This is a genomic window from Thermomonas hydrothermalis (assembly GCF_900129205.1).
Classification (GTDB): Bacteria; Pseudomonadota; Gammaproteobacteria; order Xanthomonadales; family Xanthomonadaceae; genus Thermomonas; species Thermomonas hydrothermalis.
Map to the genome: position 1 here is coordinate 1 of NZ_FQUK01000002.1, position 19,809 is coordinate 19,809.

The 19,809-nt window shown below is 66.9% G+C and carries 15 protein-coding genes and 1 pseudogene; 7 read left to right on the forward strand and 9 right to left on the reverse strand.

The features are described 5' to 3' along the window. A pseudogene (locus tag BUA29_RS00640) lies at nucleotides 1–187 on the reverse strand (ISL3 family transposase); the annotation flags it as partial. A gap of 360 nt (nucleotides 188–547) precedes the next feature. Between BUA29_RS00640 and BUA29_RS00645 the strand changes: the two are divergent. Both BUA29_RS00645 and BUA29_RS00650 read left to right on the forward strand, forming a co-directional pair. Beyond that, nucleotides 548–3,058 carry a penicillin-binding protein 1A gene (locus BUA29_RS00645; RefSeq protein ID WP_072754712.1) on the forward strand — a complete coding sequence of 837 codons (2,511 nt, stop codon included), beginning with the start codon at nucleotides 548–550 and terminating at the stop codon, nucleotides 3,056–3,058. Between the two features lie 129 nt (nucleotides 3,059–3,187). Then, nucleotides 3,188–3,874, forward strand: coding sequence for a hypothetical protein (locus tag BUA29_RS00650; RefSeq protein WP_072754713.1), 687 nt, complete (start codon nucleotides 3,188–3,190; stop codon nucleotides 3,872–3,874). A gap of 70 nt (nucleotides 3,875–3,944) precedes the next feature. On the opposite strand, the gene BUA29_RS00655 is transcribed toward BUA29_RS00650, so the two are convergent. The 5 genes from BUA29_RS00655 to sucC form a co-directional block, all read right to left on the reverse strand. After that, complete coding sequence (locus BUA29_RS00655; RefSeq protein ID WP_072754714.1) at nucleotides 3,945–5,234, reverse strand: citrate synthase; 1,290 nt, start codon at nucleotides 5,232–5,234, stop codon at nucleotides 3,945–3,947. Between the two features lie 232 nt (nucleotides 5,235–5,466). Continuing rightward, the gene (locus BUA29_RS00660; protein WP_072754715.1) at nucleotides 5,467–5,709 is read right to left on the reverse strand and encodes a type B 50S ribosomal protein L31; all 243 of its coding nucleotides are present in this window, start codon (nucleotides 5,707–5,709) and stop codon (nucleotides 5,467–5,469) included. Between the two features lie 102 nt (nucleotides 5,710–5,811). Beyond that, a complete protein-coding gene (locus BUA29_RS00665; RefSeq protein ID WP_072754716.1) occupies nucleotides 5,812–6,747 on the reverse strand; it encodes a nucleoside hydrolase in 936 nt (311 codons plus the stop codon). Nucleotides 6,748–6,851: 104 nt separating this feature from the next. Further along, the gene (sucD, locus tag BUA29_RS00670; RefSeq protein ID WP_072754717.1) at nucleotides 6,852–7,727 is read right to left on the reverse strand and encodes a succinate--CoA ligase subunit alpha; all 876 of its coding nucleotides are present in this window, start codon (nucleotides 7,725–7,727) and stop codon (nucleotides 6,852–6,854) included. 21 nt (nucleotides 7,728–7,748) lie between these two features. Then, on the reverse strand, nucleotides 7,749–8,918 hold the full coding sequence (gene sucC / locus BUA29_RS00675) for an ADP-forming succinate--CoA ligase subunit beta (RefSeq protein WP_072754718.1): 1,170 nt from the start codon (nucleotides 8,916–8,918) through the stop codon (nucleotides 7,749–7,751). Between the two features lie 136 nt (nucleotides 8,919–9,054). Between sucC and BUA29_RS00680 the strand changes: the two genes are divergently transcribed. From BUA29_RS00680 to BUA29_RS00690, 3 genes are all read left to right on the forward strand, one after another. Continuing rightward, complete coding sequence (locus BUA29_RS00680; protein WP_072754719.1) at nucleotides 9,055–10,668, forward strand: sensor histidine kinase; 1,614 nt, start codon at nucleotides 9,055–9,057, stop codon at nucleotides 10,666–10,668. A 66-nt stretch (nucleotides 10,669–10,734) separates the two neighbouring features. After that, on the forward strand, nucleotides 10,735–12,156 hold the full coding sequence (locus tag BUA29_RS00685) for a sigma-54-dependent transcriptional regulator (RefSeq protein ID WP_072754720.1): 1,422 nt from the start codon (nucleotides 10,735–10,737) through the stop codon (nucleotides 12,154–12,156). A gap of 311 nt (nucleotides 12,157–12,467) precedes the next feature. Next, nucleotides 12,468–13,331, forward strand: a complete 864-nt coding sequence (locus BUA29_RS00690) for a prepilin peptidase (RefSeq protein ID WP_072754721.1) — start codon at nucleotides 12,468–12,470, stop codon at nucleotides 13,329–13,331. 21 nt (nucleotides 13,332–13,352) lie between these two features. Here the strand turns inward: BUA29_RS00690 and BUA29_RS00695 are convergent, their stop codons facing one another. The 3 genes from BUA29_RS00695 to erpA are packed head-to-tail and all read right to left on the reverse strand — an operon-like array spanning nucleotide 13,353 to nucleotide 15,591. Next, nucleotides 13,353–14,237, reverse strand: a complete 885-nt coding sequence (locus BUA29_RS00695) for a hypothetical protein (RefSeq protein ID WP_072754722.1) — start codon at nucleotides 14,235–14,237, stop codon at nucleotides 13,353–13,355. 56 nt (nucleotides 14,238–14,293) lie between these two features. Beyond that, complete coding sequence (nudC, locus tag BUA29_RS00700; protein ID WP_072754723.1) at nucleotides 14,294–15,214, reverse strand: NAD(+) diphosphatase; 921 nt, start codon at nucleotides 15,212–15,214, stop codon at nucleotides 14,294–14,296. A gap of 2 nt (nucleotides 15,215–15,216) precedes the next feature. Continuing rightward, nucleotides 15,217–15,591 (reverse strand): iron-sulfur cluster insertion protein ErpA, encoded by a 375-nt coding sequence (gene erpA / locus BUA29_RS00705; RefSeq protein ID WP_072754724.1) that lies wholly within the window; start codon nucleotides 15,589–15,591, stop codon nucleotides 15,217–15,219. A gap of 214 nt (nucleotides 15,592–15,805) precedes the next feature. On the opposite strand from erpA, the gene BUA29_RS00710 reads away from it, so the two are divergent. Together BUA29_RS00710 and BUA29_RS00715 are read left to right on the forward strand one after the other, a co-directional pair. Next, nucleotides 15,806–17,500 carry an EAL domain-containing protein gene (locus BUA29_RS00710; protein WP_072754725.1) on the forward strand — a complete coding sequence of 565 codons (1,695 nt, stop codon included), beginning with the start codon at nucleotides 15,806–15,808 and terminating at the stop codon, nucleotides 17,498–17,500. A 44-nt stretch (nucleotides 17,501–17,544) separates the two neighbouring features. Then, nucleotides 17,545–19,797: an ATP-binding protein gene (locus tag BUA29_RS00715; RefSeq protein ID WP_072754799.1), complete on the forward strand. Its 2,253-nt coding sequence runs from the start codon at nucleotides 17,545–17,547 to the stop codon at nucleotides 19,795–19,797. Nucleotides 19,798–19,809 lie beyond the last annotated feature (12 nt).

A 19,809-nucleotide genomic window follows, 5' to 3' on the forward strand; every position in this document is an offset into this window, starting at 1 on the left:
ATCGGCGCAGCCGGTCGTGCACCGGTTGCGTGGCCGCACCGCATGCCGGGCAGGCGAGCCTGCTGGTGTGGCAGCCGATCTCGAAGTCGATACGCCGCTTGGCGGTGTCGAGCCTGACGTCATCGACGACCCACGGCGGCTGCAAGCCCAGCGCGCTGGTGAACAGAGCTTCTACGGCAATGCCCATGGACTCATCCTCCTGATCAAACACGCCTCGTGGACATGTGCACAGGCCGGCCAGCGGCCTGCACACATGCCCACCGGGCTCGACGACCAGGAGTCATTGTGACTGTTGGGTTCCACACGAAATGACGAAGAGCCTCCAACGGGCGCTTACGCGCACCATTTGCAGTGATACATGAATAACGGAGTTTTTACCGCATGGCAAGCCCGAACCGGGCCTCGTTGCGGTGTCCCCGCGTTTTCCGTCCCGCTCGACTGACAGCAACGCCGCCGTTGCCACCAGCCGGCCACCCCCGTGGGCCGGTCGAAACCAGCGTCGCAATCATATACTGCGCGCCCTGGTTTCTTGCAATCGGTCATGCCCATGCCCCGTCTGCCCCGCCTGCTGCGCTGGTTCCTCATCGCCTGTCTGGCACTGGCTGTCGCGGGTATGGCGGCACTGGGCACGATGGCGTATCTGATCAGCGCACGCCTGCCAGACGTGCAGAGCCTGCGTACCGTCGAACTACAGGAGCCGCTGTACGTCTATGCCCGCGACGGCGGCTTGATCGGCCTGTTCGGCGAGATGCGGCGCTACCCGGTGCGCCTGGAGCAGGTGCCGCTGCGCGTGCGGCAGGCCTTTCTGGCCGCCGAGGACGCCAACTTCTACGAACACCACGGGGTCGATTTCACCGGCGTGGCCCGGGCGGTCTGGCTGCTGCTCAAGACCGGTGGCCGGGAACGAGTGCCGGGCGGCTCCACCATCACCCAGCAGGTGGCCAAGCAATTCTTTCTGAGCTCCGAATACAGCTTTCGCCGCAAGTTCGCCGAGATGCTGCTGGCGATGAAGATGGAGCGCGAGCTGAGCAAGGATGAGATCTTCGAGCTGTATCTGAACAAGAGCTTCTTCGGCAACCGCGCCTACGGGATCGCCGCTGCCGCCGAGTATTACTACGGCAAGACCCTGGACCAGCTCAGCCTGGACGAGGCCGCCACGCTGGCCGGCATCCCCAAGTTCCCGTCCAGTGGCAACCCGATCAGCAATCCGGAGCGCGCGCGCCTGCGGCGCGACAACTACATCCTGCCGCGCATGGCCGAGCTGGGGTTCATCAGCCGGGCGGAGCTGGACGCCGCCCGTCAGGTGCCGATGCACGCCGCGCCACACGAGCCGCGGGTCGCGGTGTACGCCCCATACGTGGCCGAGATGGTGCGCCAGCAGATGGTGGAACGCTTCGGTGGCGACGTGCTCAACAAGGGCTACCGGGTGACCACCACCCTTGACCCGGTGCTGCAGGCCGCTGCCGATCGCGCCGTCGTGGACGGACTGCGGGTGTATGACCGCCGCCACGGCTGGCGTCGGCCCGAGCAGAGCGTGCAAATCCCGGACGGCGCCGATGCGCAGACGATTGGCCGCCTGCTGCGTGCGATTCCGGCGCAGAACGGGCTGCTGCCGGCAGTCGTCACCGACACCAGCGGCGGCGTCCTGAAGGTTGTTCTGGCGGATGGTCAGGCGTTGACCCTGGGCGGCAACGCCCTGGCCTGGACCGGCAAACCGGCCGCCCAGTTGGCCAAGCGTGGCGACGTGATCCGGGTTCGCATGGTGACGCCGGCCTCCGCCACCGCACCAGCGCAATGGGAACTCGACCAGATCCCGCGCGCCCAGGCCGCGCTGGTGTCCCTGGACGCCGATACCGGCGCCATCCGGGCACTGGTCGGCGGCTACAGCTTCGCCGGCAACAAGTTCAACCGCGTCACCCAGGCCCGCCGCCAGCCCGGTTCCAGCTTCAAACCGTTCCTGTATGCTGCCGCGTTCGAGCGCGGCTTCAACCCGGCCTCGATCGTGCTGGATGCGCCGGTCGTGTTCCAGGACCGCAAGGGCCATGAGTGGCGGCCACAGAACGATACCGGCGATTTCGCCGGACCGATGCGTCTGCGCGAGGCGCTGGTGCAATCGCGCAACCTGGTGTCGGTGCGGCTGCTGGACGCCATCGGCGTGGACTATGCGCGCCGCTACATCAGCCATTTCGGCTTCGATGAGGCCAGCCTGCCGCCCAACCTGTCGATGGCGCTGGGCAGCGCATCGCTGACACCGCTGTCGATTGCCCGGGGCTACACCACTTTTGCCAACGGCGGCTATCTGGTGACGCCCTGGGTGATCGACAGCGTGCGCGACCGCAACGGCCATGTGCTGTACCAGGCCCAGCCTGCCGTGGCCTGCCTGACCTGCGCCGCCACCGCAGTCCCCGCTGGCGTGACCCCTCAGGCGCCAGCGGGCCAGGTCGATGGCTTCGACCTCAGCCCGGTCGGCGCCCCCGCGGCCGCCACCTCGACGCCCGCCCCTGCTGCCGGACCTACGGCCGGGAATGCTGGCGCTGCACCTGCCGGCACCACGCTGGCACCGCGGGCGATTGACCCCCGGGTGGCCTGGCAGCTGGCCTCGATGATGCGCGACGTCGTCCGGCGCGGCACCGCCACCGCCGCCCGCGTGCTCAACCGCGAGGACGTCGGCGGCAAGACCGGCTCCACCAACGACCACCGCGATGCCTGGTTTTCCGGCTTCGGCGGCCCCTACGTCACCACCGTCTGGGTTGGCCGCGATGATTTCCAGTCGCTGGGCTACCGCGAATATGGAGGCAAGGCGGCGCTGCCGATCTGGATCAGCTACATGCAGGTTGCCCTGAAGGACCAGCCGCTGCGCCTGCCCGATCCGCCCGCGGGCATGGTCCAGGTGGTGGTGGCTGCCAATGGCCGGTTGTTGCCACCCGGCAGCGAGGGCGGCATCGTCGAATGGATCAAGGCCGAAGACCTGCAGCGCATGCAGGAAGAGGCCCTGACCGAACCGACACCGGACACCCAGGATCCGGCCGAAGAAGAAAAAACCTTCGAGATCTTTTAAAGGAATCCCCGAAGGATTGAAGATTCCTGTCGACCCCGGACGGCTCATACGCATCAAGCGCGCCCAGCGGATGACGCGGCCCGACCCACTCGGGTAGAGTCAACGCAGACCACCGTGGAGGTTGCACCGATGCCGCCCCACCGACCGCCCACGCGCAGCGCCGCCCATGCCCGCACCCATGCCCTGACCCGGGTGCGCGAGCGCCGCCAGCATCTGGCCGCCGAGGCAGCCAGAGTGATGGTGGAAAGCGGCATCCGTGATTTCCAGCTGGCCAAGCGCAAGGCCGCCCAGCGGCTGGGCATCGTCGAAGACGCCGCGCTGCCGGACAATCGCGAAATCGAACAGGCCCTGCGCGAATACCAGCGGCTCTTCCTGGGCGAGCGTCAGCAGCAGGCGCTGCGCCGCCGGCGTGACGCCGCACTGCCGGCGCTGGAGTTCTTTGCGCCGTTTCAGCCCAGGCTGGCTGGGCCGGTCTGGGACGGCACCGCCGACGCCCACTCACCAGTGCTCTTGCATCTGCACAGCGACGACCCCGATGCGGTGTCGTGCTGGCTGAGCGAGCACGCCATCCCCGCGCGCCCATGCCAGCAAAGGCTACGCCTGGACCGCGAACGCGAAGGCGAGTTCCCGGCCTGGCGGTTTGTCGCCGACGGTCTGGAGTTTGATCTTTGCGTGCTGCCGCTGGATTGCCTGCGCCAGGCGCCACTGTCGGCCATCGACGGCCGCCCGATGCGCCGCGGCTCGGCCCGGCAGCTGCGCGAGCTGCTGCTGGCCGAGGACATCGCCCTGCACGAGGCCAGCCGGCACGGTCGCTGAGTGCCGTACGGCAAACGCCCCGCACGCGGCGGGGCGTCGACTGCCTTTAGTTGCTGCGTGGAAACGCCGTTTAGCGCTGCTCGACCGGCACGTAATCGCGCACGCCGTGGCCGACATAGAGCTGGCGCGGACGGCCAATCCGCGACCCCGGGGTTTCGTGCTGCTCGATCCAGTGCGCAATCCAGCCGGCGGTGCGGGCGATGGCAAACATCACCGTGAACATCTCGGTGGGGATCTTCAGCGCCTTGTAGATGATGCCCGAGTAGAAATCGACGTTCGGGTACAACTTGCGCTCAATGAAGTACTCGTCCTTGAGCGCGGCTTCCTCCAGCCGCATCGCCACTTCCAGCAGTGGGTCGTTGATCCCCAGCTCGGCCAGCACCTTGTGGCACATCTCGCGGATGATCTTGGCGCGCGGATCGAAGTTCTTGTACACCCGGTGACCGAAGCCCATCAGGCGGAAGTTGTCGTTCTTGTCCTTGGCACGCCGCACCGCCTTGTCGACCTGATCCGGAGTGCCGATTTCTTCCAGCATCTTGAGCACCGCCTCGTTGGCGCCACCGTGTGCCGGGCCCCACAGCGCGGTGATGCCGGCCGCGATCGAGGCATACGGATTGGCGCCGGTCGAACCGACCAGACGCACGGTGGAAGTGGAGGCATTCTGCTCGTGGTCGGCGTGCAGGATGAACAGCAGATCCAGCGCCTTGGCCGCGACCGGATTGAGGTTGAGCGGCTCGCTGGGCACCTCGAACATCATGTGCAGGAAGCGGCTGACGTATTCGAGGTTGTTGCGCGGATAGCGGAATGGCCAGCCGATCGAATAGCGGTAACAGGCGGCCGCGATGGTCGGCATCTTGGCGATCAGGCGAATCGCCGCCATCTTCCGGTCGGCCGGATCGTCCACATCCAGCTTGTCGTGATAGAACGCCGACAGCGAGGCCACCGCCGCCGCCAGCATGGCCATCGGGTGCGCGTCGTGATGGAAGCCCTGGAAGAAGTTCTTCAGGGACTCATGCATCATCGTGTGGTGGGTGATCTGGTCCTCGAAGGCGGCAAACTGCTCGCGCGTCGGCAGCTCGCCGTTCAGCAGCAGGTAGGCCACCTCCAAGAAGCTGGATTTTTCCGCCAGCTGCTCAATCGGATAGCCGCGGTAGAGCAGCACGCCAGCATCACCATCGATGAAGGTGATGGCGCTGCGGGTGCTGGCGGTGGCGCCGAAGCCCGGATCGAAGGTGAAGCAACCGGACTCCTTCGGCAGCGTGGCAATGTCCACGCAGGGCTGGCCCAGGGTGGGACGGAGCACGGGCAGATCGAAGGTCTTACCGCCGGCGCTCAAACTGATCTTGTCGAACTCGGACATGGCGCAACTCCAGTGTGGGGATGCAGGCACCACAGGCATCGCCTGCCATGCGCCTGCGCATGTGAAACAATGATTATCGCACAGCCTTTTGCAGGCCAACGCTGATCTGGATCACGCTGCGCGCAGCGAACACACCCCCGCCCCGCGCGCGATCACCCGACACCACCTAGCAAAACGGCCACCGCAGGGGTGGCCGTTTCCGGTACAGCAGACAGGCGCAACGCCTGCACGCTTACTTCTGGTAACGCTTGCGGAACTTGTCTACGCGACCCGTGGTATCGACGATCTTGTGCTGGCCGGTGTAGAACGGATGCGAGGAGGACGAGACTTCCAGCTTGTACAGCGGATATTCCTTACCGTCTTCCCACTTGATCGTCTCCTTGGTGGCGATGGTCGAGCGGGTCAGGATCTTGAAATCCGAGGTCACGTCCTGGAAGACGACTTCGCGATATTCGGGGTGGATGCCGGCTTTCATGGGCAGACTCTGGAAACGGAAGCGGGAAAGAGCCGGGTATTCTAGTGACTCCCCGAGCAGGATGCAATGACACCCTGCACTGGGCGCGGACGCCCCTTGTGCTCAGCCGCGCAAGGCGGACTCCAGCATGGCCTCGAACCGGGCTTGCTGATAGCGCAGCAGGATATCCACGTTGTCGGGCAGCCCGGTCTGCCGGTTCCAGTCCACCACGGTGGCGCCCCGGGTGTGCAGCCCGGCCACCTCCACCGCCAGCGGCCGCGTGACCGATTCCAGCACACCCTGCGGTTGCAGCGCCCGTGCCATTGCCAGCGCATCGGCAGCGTGCCAGTGCTCGCCGCGCCCAGCCCGCGACCAGGCCCGGGTATGGGCGGAAATGGCGGCATAGAACCGGGCCCGCGGCGAATCCACCGCCAGCCAGCGTTCCACTGCCACATGTGGCACGCCATGCGCCAGCACCGCCTCCCAGTCCACCAGCTCGATGCGCGAAAAGCTGGTGAACACCACATGCGCCGCCTCCGGGTCGAAGGCGATGTTGAACTCGGCTGCCGGCGTGATGTTGCCGTGGGCGGTGACCGCCGCACCCATCACCACGCAACGCGCCACCCGCTGCGGCAGGCTCGGGTCGAGCTTGAGTGCCAGCGCCAGGTTGGTCAGTGGCCCCAACGCCACCAGCAGCAGCCGCCCAGCGTACTGGTGCGACAGTCGCAGGATGGCCAGCGCGGCATGTTCGGCCTCGGCCTGGCGCGCCGCCGGGGCATACCCGGTATCACCAAACCCATCGCGACCATGTACGTAGGCCGCATCCCGGGCGGGATGCACCAGCGGGGCGTCAGCACCGGCAAAGACCGGAACGTCCACCGCGCAGACTTCGCACAGCTTGAGGGCATTGGCCACGGTGTGGCGCAGACCGACGTTGCCGGCGGCAATGGTCAGCCCGACCACCTGATGACGCGGGTCGGCAAAGGCCATCAACAATGCCAGCGCGTCGTCCACGCCGGGGTCGGTATCGATGAGCAGCGGGATGCGGGTGTCGTCCATCGAACGATTATGCGGCGACCTGCACGCCCAACGAAACCCGCCAACAAAAACGCCCTCTCCGCAACACGCGAAGAGGGCGCATACGGCCAGATGCGCGGATTGCGTCAGCCAGCCAACCGCTTGGCCATCGCAGCGCCAAGATCACCCGGCGAACGCACGGTGGTGACCCCGGCTTTTTCCAGCGCGGCGAACTTGCCTTCGGCGGTGCCGGAGCCGCCGGAGGCGATCGCACCGGCGTGCCCCATCCGCTTGCCCTTCGGCGCCGAGGCACCAGCGATGAAGGCGACCACCGGCTTGGTGACGTGGCGGGCGATGAACTCGGCCGCTTCCTCCTCGGCACTCCCACCGATCTCGCCGACCAGGATGATGCCCTCGGTCTGCGGGTCATCCTGGAACCAGCGCAGCGCGTCGATGAAGCTGGTGCCGTTGATCGGGTCGCCGCCGATGCCAATGCAGGTGCTCTGGCCGAGGCCGGCATCGGTGGTCTGCTTGACCGCCTCATAGGTCAGGGTGCCCGAGCGCGAGACGATACCCACCTTGCCGGGCATATGGATATGGCCGGGCATGATGCCGATCTTGCACTCACCCGGCGTGATCACGCCCGGGCAGTTGGGGCCGATCAGCACGGTGTGGGGATGCGCCTTGAGCACATTCTTCACCCGCAGCATGTCCAGCACCGGGATGCCCTCGGTGATGGCCACGATGACGCGGATGCCAGCCGCCACCGCCTCCAGGATGGCGTCGGCCGCAAACGGCGGCGGCACGTAAATGACCGAGGCATCGGCCCCGGTGGCCGCCACCGCCTGCTGCACGGTATCGAACACGGGCAGGCCCAGGTGCTGGGTGCCGCCCTTGCCGGGCGTGACCCCGCCGACGACCTGGGTGCCGTAGTCCAGCATCTGCTGGGCGTGGAAGGTGCCCTGTGCGCCGGTGAAACCCTGCACGATCACCTTGGTGTGTTTGTTGACGAGAACGGACATTGCGATTTCCTTCGTGCGTGATCAGGCGGCGTTCTTGACGGCTTCCACCGCCTTCTTCGCGCCATCGTTGATGTCATCGGCGGGGATGATCGCCAGCCCCGAGCTGGCCAGCAGCGCCTTGCCGGCCTCCACGTTGGTGCCCTCCAGACGCACGATCACCGGCACCTTCACGTCCACTTCCCGGACTGCGGCGATGATGCCTTCGGCGATCATGTCGCAGCGGACGATGCCGCCAAAGATGTTGACGAAAATCGCCTTGACCTTGTCCGACGACAGGATCAGCTTGAACGCCTCGGTGACGCGCTCCTTGTTGGCGCCGCCGCCGACGTCGAGGAAGTTGGCCGGCTCACCGCCATTGAGCTTGATCACGTCCATGGTCGCCATGGCCAGACCGGCACCGTTGACCATGCAGCCGATGTTGCCGTCCATGGTGACGTAGTTGAGGTCGTGCTGGCTGGCCTTGACCTCGGTCTCGTCCTCCTGCCGGATGTCGCGCATCGCAGTCAGCTCCGGATGCCGGAAGCTGGCGTTGTCGTCAGAGTTGATCTTGCCGTCCAGCACCGCCAGGCTGCCGTCGGTGAGGATCGCCAGCGGGTTGAGCTCGATCAGCGCCAGGTCCTTGTCGTTGAACAGCTTGTACAGGCCCAGCATGATCTTGGTCAGCTGGTTCACCTGGCGGGCATCCAGCCCCAGCGCAAAGCCCAGGTTGCGGCACTCGTAGGGCTGCAGCCCCTGCACATAGTTGACGTGCAGGGTCTTGATGGCCTCCGGCTTCTCGCGGGCGACCTGCTCGATGTCCATGCCGCCTTCGGCCGAGGCGATGAAGGTGATCGACTTGCTGGCGCGATCCACCAGCACCGACAGGTACAGCTCCTTCTGGATGTCGGTGGCCTGGGTCACCAGCACCGCATCCACCGGCAGCGCCACGCCGGCCGTCTGGTAGGTGGCCATCCGGGTGCCCAGCATGGCCTTGGCATGCTCGCGCACCTCATCGTACGAGCGCGCCAGCTTCACCCCGCCGGCCTTGCCGCGCCCGCCCGCGTGGATCTGGGCCTTGACCACCCAGAAATCACCGCCGATCGCCCTGGCCGCCTCGACAGCCTCTTCCGGCGTGCGCGCCACGCGCCCGGCCGGCACTGCAATGCCGTACTCGGCAAACAACTGTTTCGCCTGATATTCGTGAAAGTTCATGGATCACCCGGGGAGAGGATGGGGACACCGCCACAGACGGACATCGTGACCGTACGCGGACGGACAGTCCGGCATTTTAGCCTGCTGCGGCGCATCATGTGCTGATCACCGGCCGGCCTGCCGCATACTGCCCGCCATGCCGACCTCCACGCCCGCCACCGACAGCCCTGATCTGCACGCCGCAATGCGCCGCGAGCTGCATTTTTTTGCCCTGTACCGGGTATTCGAGGCGTCACTGCTGTGCCTAGTGGTGTTCAGCCCAGCCGCGGCGTTGTTTGCCGAACCACGCCACCCGCGGCTGGCCATCCTGCTGGCTGCCAGCTACCTGCTGCTGGCCTGCCTGCTGTTTTTGCTGCGGCGGCGCGGCGCGATCGCGACCCAAGTCAAGGCCGGGGTGACAGCCGACATCGTGGTGACGGCACTGGCCATGCACGCCCTGCCGGAACTGGCCGCAGGCATTGCCATGATGCTGCTGTTCAATATCGGTGCCGCCGCCCTGCTGCTGCCACTGCGCAGCGGGCTGATCGCGGCCGCCGGCGCCGGGCTGGCGCTGGCCGTGGAGTTTGTCGTCAGCACCCTGGCCGACACCCCGCAACGCCCACTGGCGGAAGTGCCGATGTTCGCCATGGGCTATCTGGCCATCGCCACCCTGACCAGCCTGCTGGGGCGCCAGCTCCGCGCCAGCGAAGCCCTGGCCGAGCAGCGCGGCAGTCAGGCCGAAAGCATGGCCGAGGTCAACGAGTTGATCATCCGCCGCATGCGCACCGGCGTACTGCTGGTGGATGCCGACGGCGAAATCCGGCTGGCCAACGAAGCCGCCATGGCCCAGCTTGGCCAGATTGACCAGGTTGGCGAGGGCCGCCGCCTGCTGGCCACCGCCGCTCCGACGCTGGCCGCGCGTCTGCAGCGATGGCGGCGTGATGGCCAACTGGATGCCACCCCGCTGCAACTGGCCCCGGGCCTGCCGGAGGTGTTGCCGCGCTTTGCCCGCCTGCTGGCCGACAGCGAGCAGGTGCTGATTTTTCTCGACGATGTCGAGCTGGCCTCGCGGCGCGCCGAAAGCCTGACCCTGGCCACCCTGGGCCGGTTTTCCGCCAGTCTGGCGCACGAGATCCGCAACCCGCTGGCGGCGATCAGCTATGCCACCCAGTTGCTGGAGGAATCGCGCGACATTCCCGACGCCGACCGCCGCCTGCTGGAGATCATCCACCAGCAAACCCAGCGCATGAACGCCATCATCGAAAACGTGCTGGCGCTGGCCCGGCGCGAACGCGCCCAGCCGGAGCCGGTGGAACTGACCGGCTTTGCCCGCCAGTTCGTGGCCGACTACCGGCAGAGCCACCCGCTGCACGACGACCAGCTGGAGGCCATGTGCCCGCCGCAGCCGGTGCATTGCCAGGTCGATCGCCGGCAGCTGCAGCAAGTGATCACCGTGCTGGTGGACAACGCGCTCACCTATGGCCGCTTTCCCGACGCGCCGGCGCGGGTGGCCCTGCGCGTCCACCAGGACGCCCGCGGCCAGCCGCTGCTGGATGTGCTCGACCACGGCCCCGGCATTCCCGAGGCGGTGGCCAGCCAGCTGTTCCGGCCCTTCTTCACTACCTCCGCCCACGGCACCGGCTTAGGGCTATACATCGCCCGTGAGCTATGCCTGGCCAACCAGGCCGACCTCACCTACGTGCCGCTGCCAGCCGGTGGCGCCTGTTTCCGGGTGCATCTGGCCCGCGCCCGCACCATCCAGACCACCTGACCATGATCACTGCCGTAGCGCGTCAGGCTTGGACGCGCCGCGGCAAGCGGGTATCGTGATCAGGCCATGAGCGCCCCGACCCGCACCTCCCCTGCCGCCGTCCTGCTCGTGGACGACGAGCCCGATATCCGCGAACTGCTGGTCCTCACCCTGGGCCGGATGGGTTTGCGCTGCGAAACCGCCGCCTCACTCGCGGACGCCCGCGCCCAGCTCAAGCGCCAGTCGTTCGCACTGTGCCTGACCGACATGCGCCTACCGGATGGCTCCGGTATCGAGCTGGTGCACGAAATCACCCAGCACTACCCAGCCACCCCGGTGGCCATGATCACCGCGTATGGCAACCAGGAAGCCGCAGTGGAGGCACTCAAGGCCGGCGCGTTTGACTTCGTCAGCAAACCGGTGGACCTGACCGTCCTGCGCGGACTGATCCAGCACGCGCTGAAACTGGCCCCACCGCCCGCCAGTGGCACCGGCCAGGCGGCAGCCGCCCCCTCGGCCGCGTCACGCCTGCTAGGCCGCTCACCAGCGATGGAGGCGCTACGCACCACCCTGGCCAAGGTCGCCCGCAGCCAGGCCCCGGTCTACATCAGTGGCGAATCGGGCAGCGGCAAGGAACTGGTGGCCCGCACCATCCACGCCGAAAGCGCACGCGCCAGCGGGCCGTTCGTGCCGGTCAACTGCGGGGCGATCCCGGCCGAGCTGATGGAAAGCGAGTTTTTTGGCCACAAGAAAGGCAGCTTCACCGGCGCTCACGCCGATAAAACCGGCCTGTTTCAAGCGGCACAGGGTGGCACCTTGTTCCTGGATGAAATCGCCGAACTGCCACTCCCGATGCAGGTCAAGCTCCTGCGCGCCATCCAGGAAAAATCGGTGCGTCCGGTGGGCGCCCATACCGAAGTCCCGGTGGACGTGCGCATCCTGTCGGCCACCCACAAGAACCTCGCGGCCCTGGTGGAGGAAGGCAAGTTCCGCCACGACCTGTACTACCGCATCAACGTGATCGAACTGCGGGTGCCGCCCTTGCGTGAGCGCCGCGAGGACCTGCCGCTGCTGATCGATGCGATCCTCACCCGGCTGGCCGGCGCCCAGGGCCGGCCGCGCCCCATGCTGCACGCCGACGCGATGGAAGCCCTGGCACGCTACCCCTTCCCCGGCAACGTGCGCGAACTGGAAAACATCCTGGAACGCGCCTTCGCCCTGGCCGACGACGACGGCATCCGCGCCGCCGACCTGCGCCTGCCGGAGCCCCGCCCCGCCGCCCCCCTGCCGCCGCAGGCCGCAGTCGCCGCCGCCACCCTCGACCCCAGCCAGATCGACCCGCGCCAATCCGCCAGCAGCGCCCTGCCCAGCTTCATCGAGGAAATCGAACGCAAGGCCATCGAGCAGGCGCTGATCGACAACCGCTACAACAAAACCAAGGCCGCCGCGCAGCTGGGCATCACCTTCCGCGCCCTGCGCTACAAGCTCAAGAAACTGGGCATCGACTGACCCGGCCACCCGCGCCCAACCACGTGACGCACACCACGCCCAGGGCGAACCATGACGCAGAACGTCAACAATTGACGCAAAACGTCGTAAACTTCCGCCGCGCCCGCCGCCACATTCCGTGCCAGCGGTCGCAATTCCGCAGCGAGCATCGCTCTGGCCGGTTTTGGCACAGATCCTGCGTTATCGTTGTCGCACGTGCAGCCCACCCGGCCCGGGACCGGTACCGGCGGATCAGGCGGCACGTGAACCACCCATCCACACACCCTAGGATCGCCATGACCGTGATGTAAGCAGCGGAGCAGACCCGGCCGATGGCATTCCTCGACGCGCACCCCGGCCTTGGCTATCCCGCCGCGGCCGGGCTTGGCCTGCTGGTGGGCAGTTTTCTCAATGTCGTGATCCTGCGCCTGCCGCGCCGGCTGGAGTGGCAGTGGAAGCGCGACGCCCGGGACATCCTGGAGATTCCCGAGCTGTACGAGCCGCCACCGCCCGGCGTGGTGGTCGAGCGTTCGCACTGCCCGCAGTGCGGCCATCAGCTGGCCTGGTACGAGAACATCCCGCTGCTGTCGTGGCTGGCCTTGCGCGGCAAATGCCGTCACTGCAAGACGCCGATCTCGCTGCAGTACCCGCTGGTGGAACTGCTCACCGGGCTGCTGTTTCTGGTCTGCGTCTGGCGCTTTGGGTTCGGCTGGAAAGGCTTTGGGGCGCTGCTGCTGACCAGCTACCTGATCGCGTTAGCCGGGATCGACCTGCGCACCCGGCTGTTGCCGGATACGCTCACCCTGCCCCTGCTCTGGCTGGGGCTGGTGGCGGCGGTCGAACATCTGTACGTCCCGCTCAAACCGGCGGTGCTGGGTGCGATGGCCGGCTACCTGAGCCTATGGTCGGTGTACTGGGTGTTCAAGCAGCTCACTGGCAAGGAAGGCATGGGCCACGGCGACTTCAAGCTGCTGGCCGCCATCGGTGCCTGGACCGGGCTGGCCGGCGTGCTGCCGACCATTCTGCTGTCGTCCCTGCTGGGGGCGCTGATCGGCACCCTCTGGCTGACCCTGAAGGGCCGTGACAAGGCCACGCCCATCCCGTTTGGGCCCTATCTGGCGGTTGCGGGCTGGATCAGTTTCATGTGGGGCAAGGATCTGGTGCAGTGGTACCTGCACTGGGCTGGGATGGCATAAGGGCCACACCGCCCTCCTCGATCAACCCACCCAGCCTGCCACCACGAACAAGGCCAACACGGCCAGCCACAGCAGCAGCATGCGCCAGATCAGGTTCATCGCCTCGCGCAGCTCCGGCAGCGGCCCGAACACGTCCTTCAGCGCCGCACCCTCGGGAATCCCCGCCGCGGTGTAATCGGCCACTTCCTCGGCAATGTCGGTGCGCACGCTGGCGCGGGCGGCCGCCGCCAGCACGCCCAGCCCCAGGCCGAACGCGTCGGGCGTTCGCCAGGCATTGACCACGCTGGAAAAGTCCCCAACCACGGCCAACGCCAGGGTCATCAGTTGCGCGACCGGCCAATCCAGCAGCGCCAACAGACGGACGGCGGCCGGCTGGAATGGCAGCGGCGGCTCCGATGCGTCCCCTTCCGCCGCCAGCGCCGTCAACCGGTACAGCAGGGCACCGGCCGGACCCAGCAGGCTGAACCAGAACAGCACCCCGAACCAGCGCCGCAATGCACTGCGGAACACCGCCTCGATGCAGCCGGCGCCGTCCTGCACGGTTGCCTGCGCAGACGGCCACAGGCGCTGCACCGCCGCCCGGCAACTCGCCTCATCGGGTGCCGCCAGCACCGCTTCGACATCACGATCCAGATCGCGCGGCCCCCAGCACAGAAACAGCACCACGATTCCCAACCCAAGCGCCGGCAGCCCCCACGCCAGCGGTCGCAGTGCAACTTGCACCGCCGTCAGCAGCAAGACCGGCGCGGCGATCGCCACCACCGCCTGCATGCCCGCAGGCAACGCAGCGGCCACCGTGCGGAACCAGCGATGGATCCCGCCATACCGGCGCACCGCGGCGGCCAGCCCCGGCGCAAGATGACCCAGGAACAGGGCGACGACGACGGCAAGCAAGGTGGTGGCCATGCCGGCAGTCTACGGCAAGGCCACCCCCTTGGCCCACGTCGGGGCCGAGTCGCGTGTCACGCCGTGGCTGACACCCGGCGATCCAGCCAAGTCTGGATGAGGTAGCGGGCGATCGACAGCGGTGGTGGCAATACGATGCCTTCGCCAGGCTGATCAGCCTGCCGCCAATCGCGCGCGAGCGCCGCCCGCACAGCCTCGACATCGAACCAGGCCGCCGCTTCCAGCTCCTGACCGGGGTGCGGCGTGTCCGGCTCGGCCTCGGCGATGAAGCCCAGCATCAGCGCGCCCGGGAACGGCCACGGCTGCGACCCCAGATAGCGGGCGGTCTGCACACGCACGCGCACTCCGGTTTCTTCCCGCACCTCCCGCACCACGGTCTGCTCCAGCGTTTCCCCAGGTTCGACGAACCCGGCCAGCACCGACCAGCGTCGCTGCGGCCAGCCGGCCTGCCGTGCCAGCAGCAGACGCGGCCCATCCGTGATGGCCGCAATCACTGCCTGATCGGTCCGCGGGTAGTGATCACTGCCGCACTGCTCGCAGCGCCCCAGCCAACCGGCACGGATAAACCGCAAGGCGCCCCCGCAACGCGGACAGAACCGGTATTGGCGGTGCCAGTGCTGCAACGCCCGCGCCTGGGCGAACAGGGTGGCCTGCCAGGCCGGCCACTGCAGGGCGGCCTGCCGCAGATCCAGGCGCGGCGTCTGCGTCTGTGCCGCTTCGGTCAAGAACCAGGCCCGCCCCGCGCCCAGCCCCAGAAACGTGCAGCCCTCCGGCCCCGCCCCATAGTCAGCGCCACTCCACACGTGCAGACCGCCGTGCGTATCCAGCGGGGCCAGACCGTCCGGATCAAGCACGATCACCCCCGCCGCCGGCCACAGCGCCGCCAGTGCCACCGGGTCATCCCGGAGATGATCGGCGCGATCCAGTGCGCCCTCGACATAGGCGTAGGGACACCCGTCGGCCGCCACCACGGCCATGGTCACACCGTGAAACTGCTGCCGCAGCCGCAAGTGGTCTTGGCGTTGGGATTGCGGATCACGAACTGGGCGCCGGCCAGCGACTCGCTGTAATCGACCTCGGCCCCGATCAGGTATTGCAGGCTGAGCGGATCGACCAGCAACGTGGCACCATCGGTGACGATGGCCAGGTCATCCTCGTTCTGCCCCTCGTCAAACTCGAAGCCATACTGGAACCCGGAACAGCCGCCCCCCTGGATGTACACCCGCAGCTTCAGCGCAGGGTTGCCCTCCTCGGCAATCAACTCCCGCACCTTGGCGGCGGCGGCAGGCGTGAAGCGCAAAGGAACGGGCGCGGAGGCGTGACCCGAATCAGGCGTGTAGGTGGGCAGTTGCATGCTGCAAGCATGGGGCGTGACCGCGCCGGTTTCAACCCGCGCGCCCATATCGCCTCATCTGCATCCGCCCGCCCTGCCGCCGCTGCGTTTATATTCTTGCTGTGAACGGCCTCACACGCCGCTGTTTTGCGCCACAATCACAGGTTATGGACGCCTTTTTCTTCTTGACCGCACGCCTCACCCGCGCCGTCACCCGCCCGCGGGAGGCCCTGACATGAGCACCGTACAGGACCCCACTGCCAGCGATGGCCTGCCCTACCGCGTGCTGATCGTCGAGGACGATCGCAGCCAGGCTGTCTTTGCCGAGGCCATCCTGCGCGGCGCCAGCATGCAGGTGGAAGTGGTGGCCGTGCCCGAACGGGTGCTGGAAGCGGTGGAGCGCTTCAATCCGGATCTCATCCTGATGGATCTGCACCTGCCTGGCATCAGCGGCACCCAGCTGACTGAACAGATCCGCGAGATTCCGCGCTTCCTGCATACCCCGGTGGTGTTTCTGACCGGCGACCAAGACCCTGACCGCCAGCTGGAAGTGCTGGAACACGGCGGTGACGACTTCATCCTGAAACCAGTTCGGCCGCGCCACCTGGTGGTGGCGGTGCAGAGCCGGATCCGGCGCGCGCGGGCGCTGCAGGCGACCTTGCCGGCCGCCACCGGATCCGACCGTCACCCGGTGACTGACCTGTACCTGCGCACGACATTGCTACAGATTCTGGCGGCACAACTGGCCAGTGGCGCCGGCGGCGGTGCACTGCTGATCGAAATGGGCAACGCCACCGCCTTGCGTAACCGTTACGGATACGCTGCGTTCGAGTCCCTGATGAACGAAGCCGGTCGCTTCCTGGCCACTCTGATCGGTGACCACCCCGCCACCCGCCTCGGTGACAACGTCTTTCTGGTGGCCGCCAAGGGGCTGGATCGGGACGCGCTGGAACAGTTTGCCCGCCGCCTGCGCGACGGCATCGGGTATCACGACTTCCAGGTCGAAGGCGAGCAGCTACGCCTGCGCTGCACCATCGGCTATGCCAGTTACGAACATGGCTTTGCCGATGCCGGCGCGGTTCTGGCAGCGGCGGAAGAGGCCGCTCGGGAAGCGCATGCGTCACCGTCCGGCATTGCGGCCTATACGCCACCCGACACCACCGCCGACAGCCAGCTGGTGCAGGAGCTGCGCGCCGCGTTGGCGCCGAATGGGCAAGGCCTGTACCTGGCCTTCCAGCCGATCGTGGCGGTGGCCGGCGGTGAAGAGGCTCAGTTCCAGGTCCTGCTGCGCATGAATGGTGCCGACGGCAACGTCCGCAGGGCGGCGGAATTTCTCCCGGCCGCTCAGGCCAGTGGCCTGATGCCGGCACTGGATCGCTGGGTGATGACGCATGCCCTTGATCTGCTGCAAAAGCGCCGCGAAGAAGGCCGGCCGATGCGCCTGTTCGTCTCGCAGTCGCCGCAGACCTTGGGCGAAGACAGCTATGCCGATTGGCTGAAAGACGCCCTGAGATCGCGTCAGGTGGACGGCACATCACTGGTGATCGATGTTCGCCTGGAAGATGCCATCGTCCATGTGCTGCTGCTGCAACGCTTCTGCGAACAGATGATCCCGCTGGGCGTCCAGTTCTGCCTCAGCCAGTTCCGTGACAACGAGGATTCCAAACAGCTGCTGCGGGAGTTACCACTGGGGTATCTGCGCCTGTCTGCCGAGTTTTCCCGGCACCCGCTGCCGCGCGAACTGCGTGACGAAATGAAAACCGTGATCGACATGGCCCACCGGCAGGCCTTGATGGTGATCGGCCAGGCCATCGAAGACCCGCAGGCCGCCTCCACCCTCTGGCTGGCCGGGATCGATTTCATCCAGGGCAATCTGGTGCAACATCCTGACCAGACCCTGGAGTTTGACTTCCAGAGCGCCACCCTGTGACCACAGAGACCGGCTATACGCGTCCCCTGGCCTACGCCCGCTGGCTGGCACCGGGCGCAGCGACAGGCGTCATCATTGCGCTGAGCCTGGCGCAACTGGGGGTTGCGGGGCCGTGGCCGCTGATCGCGCTTTTGCTCGCACTGCTGGCGCTACTCGGCGTAGGAATCCTCGTGCACACCCTGCGCACCCGCGAAACGGCGCTGGGCGAACAGGCCGAACTGGTGCAACGTCACGCCGAAGAAATCAGCCTGCTGCAGCGCGAGATCGACCGCCACACCCGGCTCGAACAGGAACTGACCCGCGCCAAGCAGGCCGCCGAAGCGGCGGCCATGGCCAAAGGCGAATTCCTGGCCACGATGAGCCACGAGATCCGCACCCCGCTCAACGGCATCATCCCGATGCTGGATCTGCTCGCCAGTTCGCGGTTGAGTCCGGACCAGCAGGAAATCCTCAAAACCGCCATCACCTCTGCCCAGCAACTGCTGCGGATCGTCGACGACATCCTCGATTACTCCAAACTGGAAGCCGACCGGCTGGAGCTGGAAACCACCAACTTCAATCTGCGCGAACTGCTGCAGAGCGTGATCACCCTGATGGAGCGCTCGGCCGAGGCCAAGGGCCTGCATCTTGCGCTCTACATCGACCCAGCCGTGCGGCTGCCGGTGCGCGGCGATCCGGTTCGTCTGCGCCAGGTGCTGACCAACCTGGTCAGCAACGCCATCAAGTTCACCGATCGCGGCAGCATTACCGTCACCGTCAAGCGGATCGGCGAAACCCCCGCCCAGCATCTGCTGCGCTTTGAGGTGCAGGACACCGGGATCGGCATCGAACCGGCGGTTCGCGACAAGCTGTTCCAGCCATTCAGTCAGGCCGACGCCTCCACTACCCGGCTGTATGGCGGCACCGGCCTGGGCCTGGCGATTTCGCATCGCATCGTGGCCTTGATGGGGGGGCGGATCGGCGTGGAATCGCAGCCCGGGCTGGGCTCGACCTTCTGGTTCGAGATCCCGCTGCTCAAAGTGACCGGCGACATGCCGGCCCAGCTGCAAGAGCTGCACGGTGGCCGGGTACTGCTGATCACCACCGACCCCAAGCTACGGGCGCGCCTGACCATGCTGCTGCCCAACTGGGGTCTGCGCATCACCACGGCGGAAAACACCCATGATGCCCTGGAACGCCTGCGTCAGGCCCATGCCCAAGGCGAACCCTGGGCGTATTCGTTGGTGCTGGCCGATCTTTCCAGCATGCGCAGCACCGCCGTCTCCCTGGCCCGCAACCTGGAGCGCCGCGAGCTTTATGGCGACGTCCGGCTGATCTATCTGCGCGGCGACGACGTCACCTCGCTGGAACTGCCGATGGGGGCCACCCTGATCCCGCGCAACCTCGCAGATGCCGACCTGCGTGCTGCGTTGTCGGCCTCCGGCGCGGCCTGGGCACACCAGGATCCACACCCGGCACCCCCATCGCCCCAGGCGCCGGCTCCGACTGCGCCCGACCAACCCAAGTCGCAGCCCAAACCACAGCAGCCGGCGCGCATCCTGCTGGTGGAGGACAACCCGGTCAACCTGATGGTGGCCCAACGTCTGCTGCAAGTGCTTGGTGCCCAGTGCGACACCGCCGGCAATGGTCAAGTCGCACTGGAAAAACTGCAGACCAACGAATACGACCTGGTCCTGATGGACTGCCAGATGCCGGTCATGGACGGGTACACCGCCACTCGCCGTTGGCGCGAGATCGAGCAGGAGCGTCAGGCTGGCCGCCGTATGCCCATCATCGCCATGACCGCCAATGCGATGGCCGGTGATCGCCAGAAATGCCTGGATGCCGGCATGGACGACTACCTCGCCAAACCGGTCACCCGGGCCGAGCTGGAGCAATGCATCGCCCGCTGGAAGGGCACCCGAATGACAGTCCCGGAGCGTCTGCCACCGCCCGCCGAACTGGCCCAGCGCACTCCCTCGGTACTGGATAGCGCCGTGCTGACCGAACTGCGCGAAGTGCTGGGCGAGGAAATCGACAAACTGATCACCGTCTATCTGGAAGATGCCCCGCGGCTGATCGCGCAGCTGGAGCGTGCCGCCGTCGAGGGCGACACCGTCGCCCTGCGGGTTGCAGCGCACACACTCAAATCATCCAGCGCCAATGTCGGCGCCGTGACGCTGTCGAATGCCGCGCGCGAGCTGGAGCACGGCGTGCGCGATGGCACCCTGACCGAGCCGGCGGCCGCTGTGGCCGGGATCGTTGCCGAATTCCAGCGCGTGCGGGCGGCACTGCAGGCGCAACTGGCAGGCGCGTAACGCCAGCGCGGC

Coding starts and splice junctions, on each gene's coding strand:
- BUA29_RS00645 (WP_072754712.1), top strand. CDS start 548: ATGCCCCGTCTGCCCCGCCTGCTGCGCTGGTTCCTCATCGCCTGTCTG.
- BUA29_RS00650 (WP_072754713.1), top strand. CDS start 3,188: ATGCCGCCCCACCGACCGCCCACGCGCAGCGCCGCCCATGCCCGCACC.
- BUA29_RS00655 (WP_072754714.1), bottom strand. CDS start 5,234: ATGTCCGAGTTCGACAAGATCAGTTTGAGCGCCGGCGGTAAGACCTTC.
- BUA29_RS00660 (WP_072754715.1), bottom strand. CDS start 5,709: ATGAAAGCCGGCATCCACCCCGAATATCGCGAAGTCGTCTTCCAGGAC.
- BUA29_RS00665 (WP_072754716.1), bottom strand. CDS start 6,747: ATGGACGACACCCGCATCCCGCTGCTCATCGATACCGACCCCGGCGTG.
- sucD (WP_072754717.1), bottom strand. CDS start 7,727: ATGTCCGTTCTCGTCAACAAACACACCAAGGTGATCGTGCAGGGTTTC.
- sucC (WP_072754718.1), bottom strand. CDS start 8,918: ATGAACTTTCACGAATATCAGGCGAAACAGTTGTTTGCCGAGTACGGC.
- BUA29_RS00680 (WP_072754719.1), top strand. CDS start 9,055: ATGCCGACCTCCACGCCCGCCACCGACAGCCCTGATCTGCACGCCGCA.
- BUA29_RS00685 (WP_072754720.1), top strand. CDS start 10,735: ATGAGCGCCCCGACCCGCACCTCCCCTGCCGCCGTCCTGCTCGTGGAC.
- BUA29_RS00690 (WP_072754721.1), top strand. CDS start 12,468: ATGGCATTCCTCGACGCGCACCCCGGCCTTGGCTATCCCGCCGCGGCC.
- BUA29_RS00695 (WP_072754722.1), bottom strand. CDS start 14,237: ATGGCCACCACCTTGCTTGCCGTCGTCGTCGCCCTGTTCCTGGGTCAT.
- nudC (WP_072754723.1), bottom strand. CDS start 15,214: ATGGCCGTGGTGGCGGCCGACGGGTGTCCCTACGCCTATGTCGAGGGC.
- erpA (WP_072754724.1), bottom strand. CDS start 15,591: ATGCAACTGCCCACCTACACGCCTGATTCGGGTCACGCCTCCGCGCCC.
- BUA29_RS00710 (WP_072754725.1), top strand. CDS start 15,806: ATGAGCACCGTACAGGACCCCACTGCCAGCGATGGCCTGCCCTACCGC.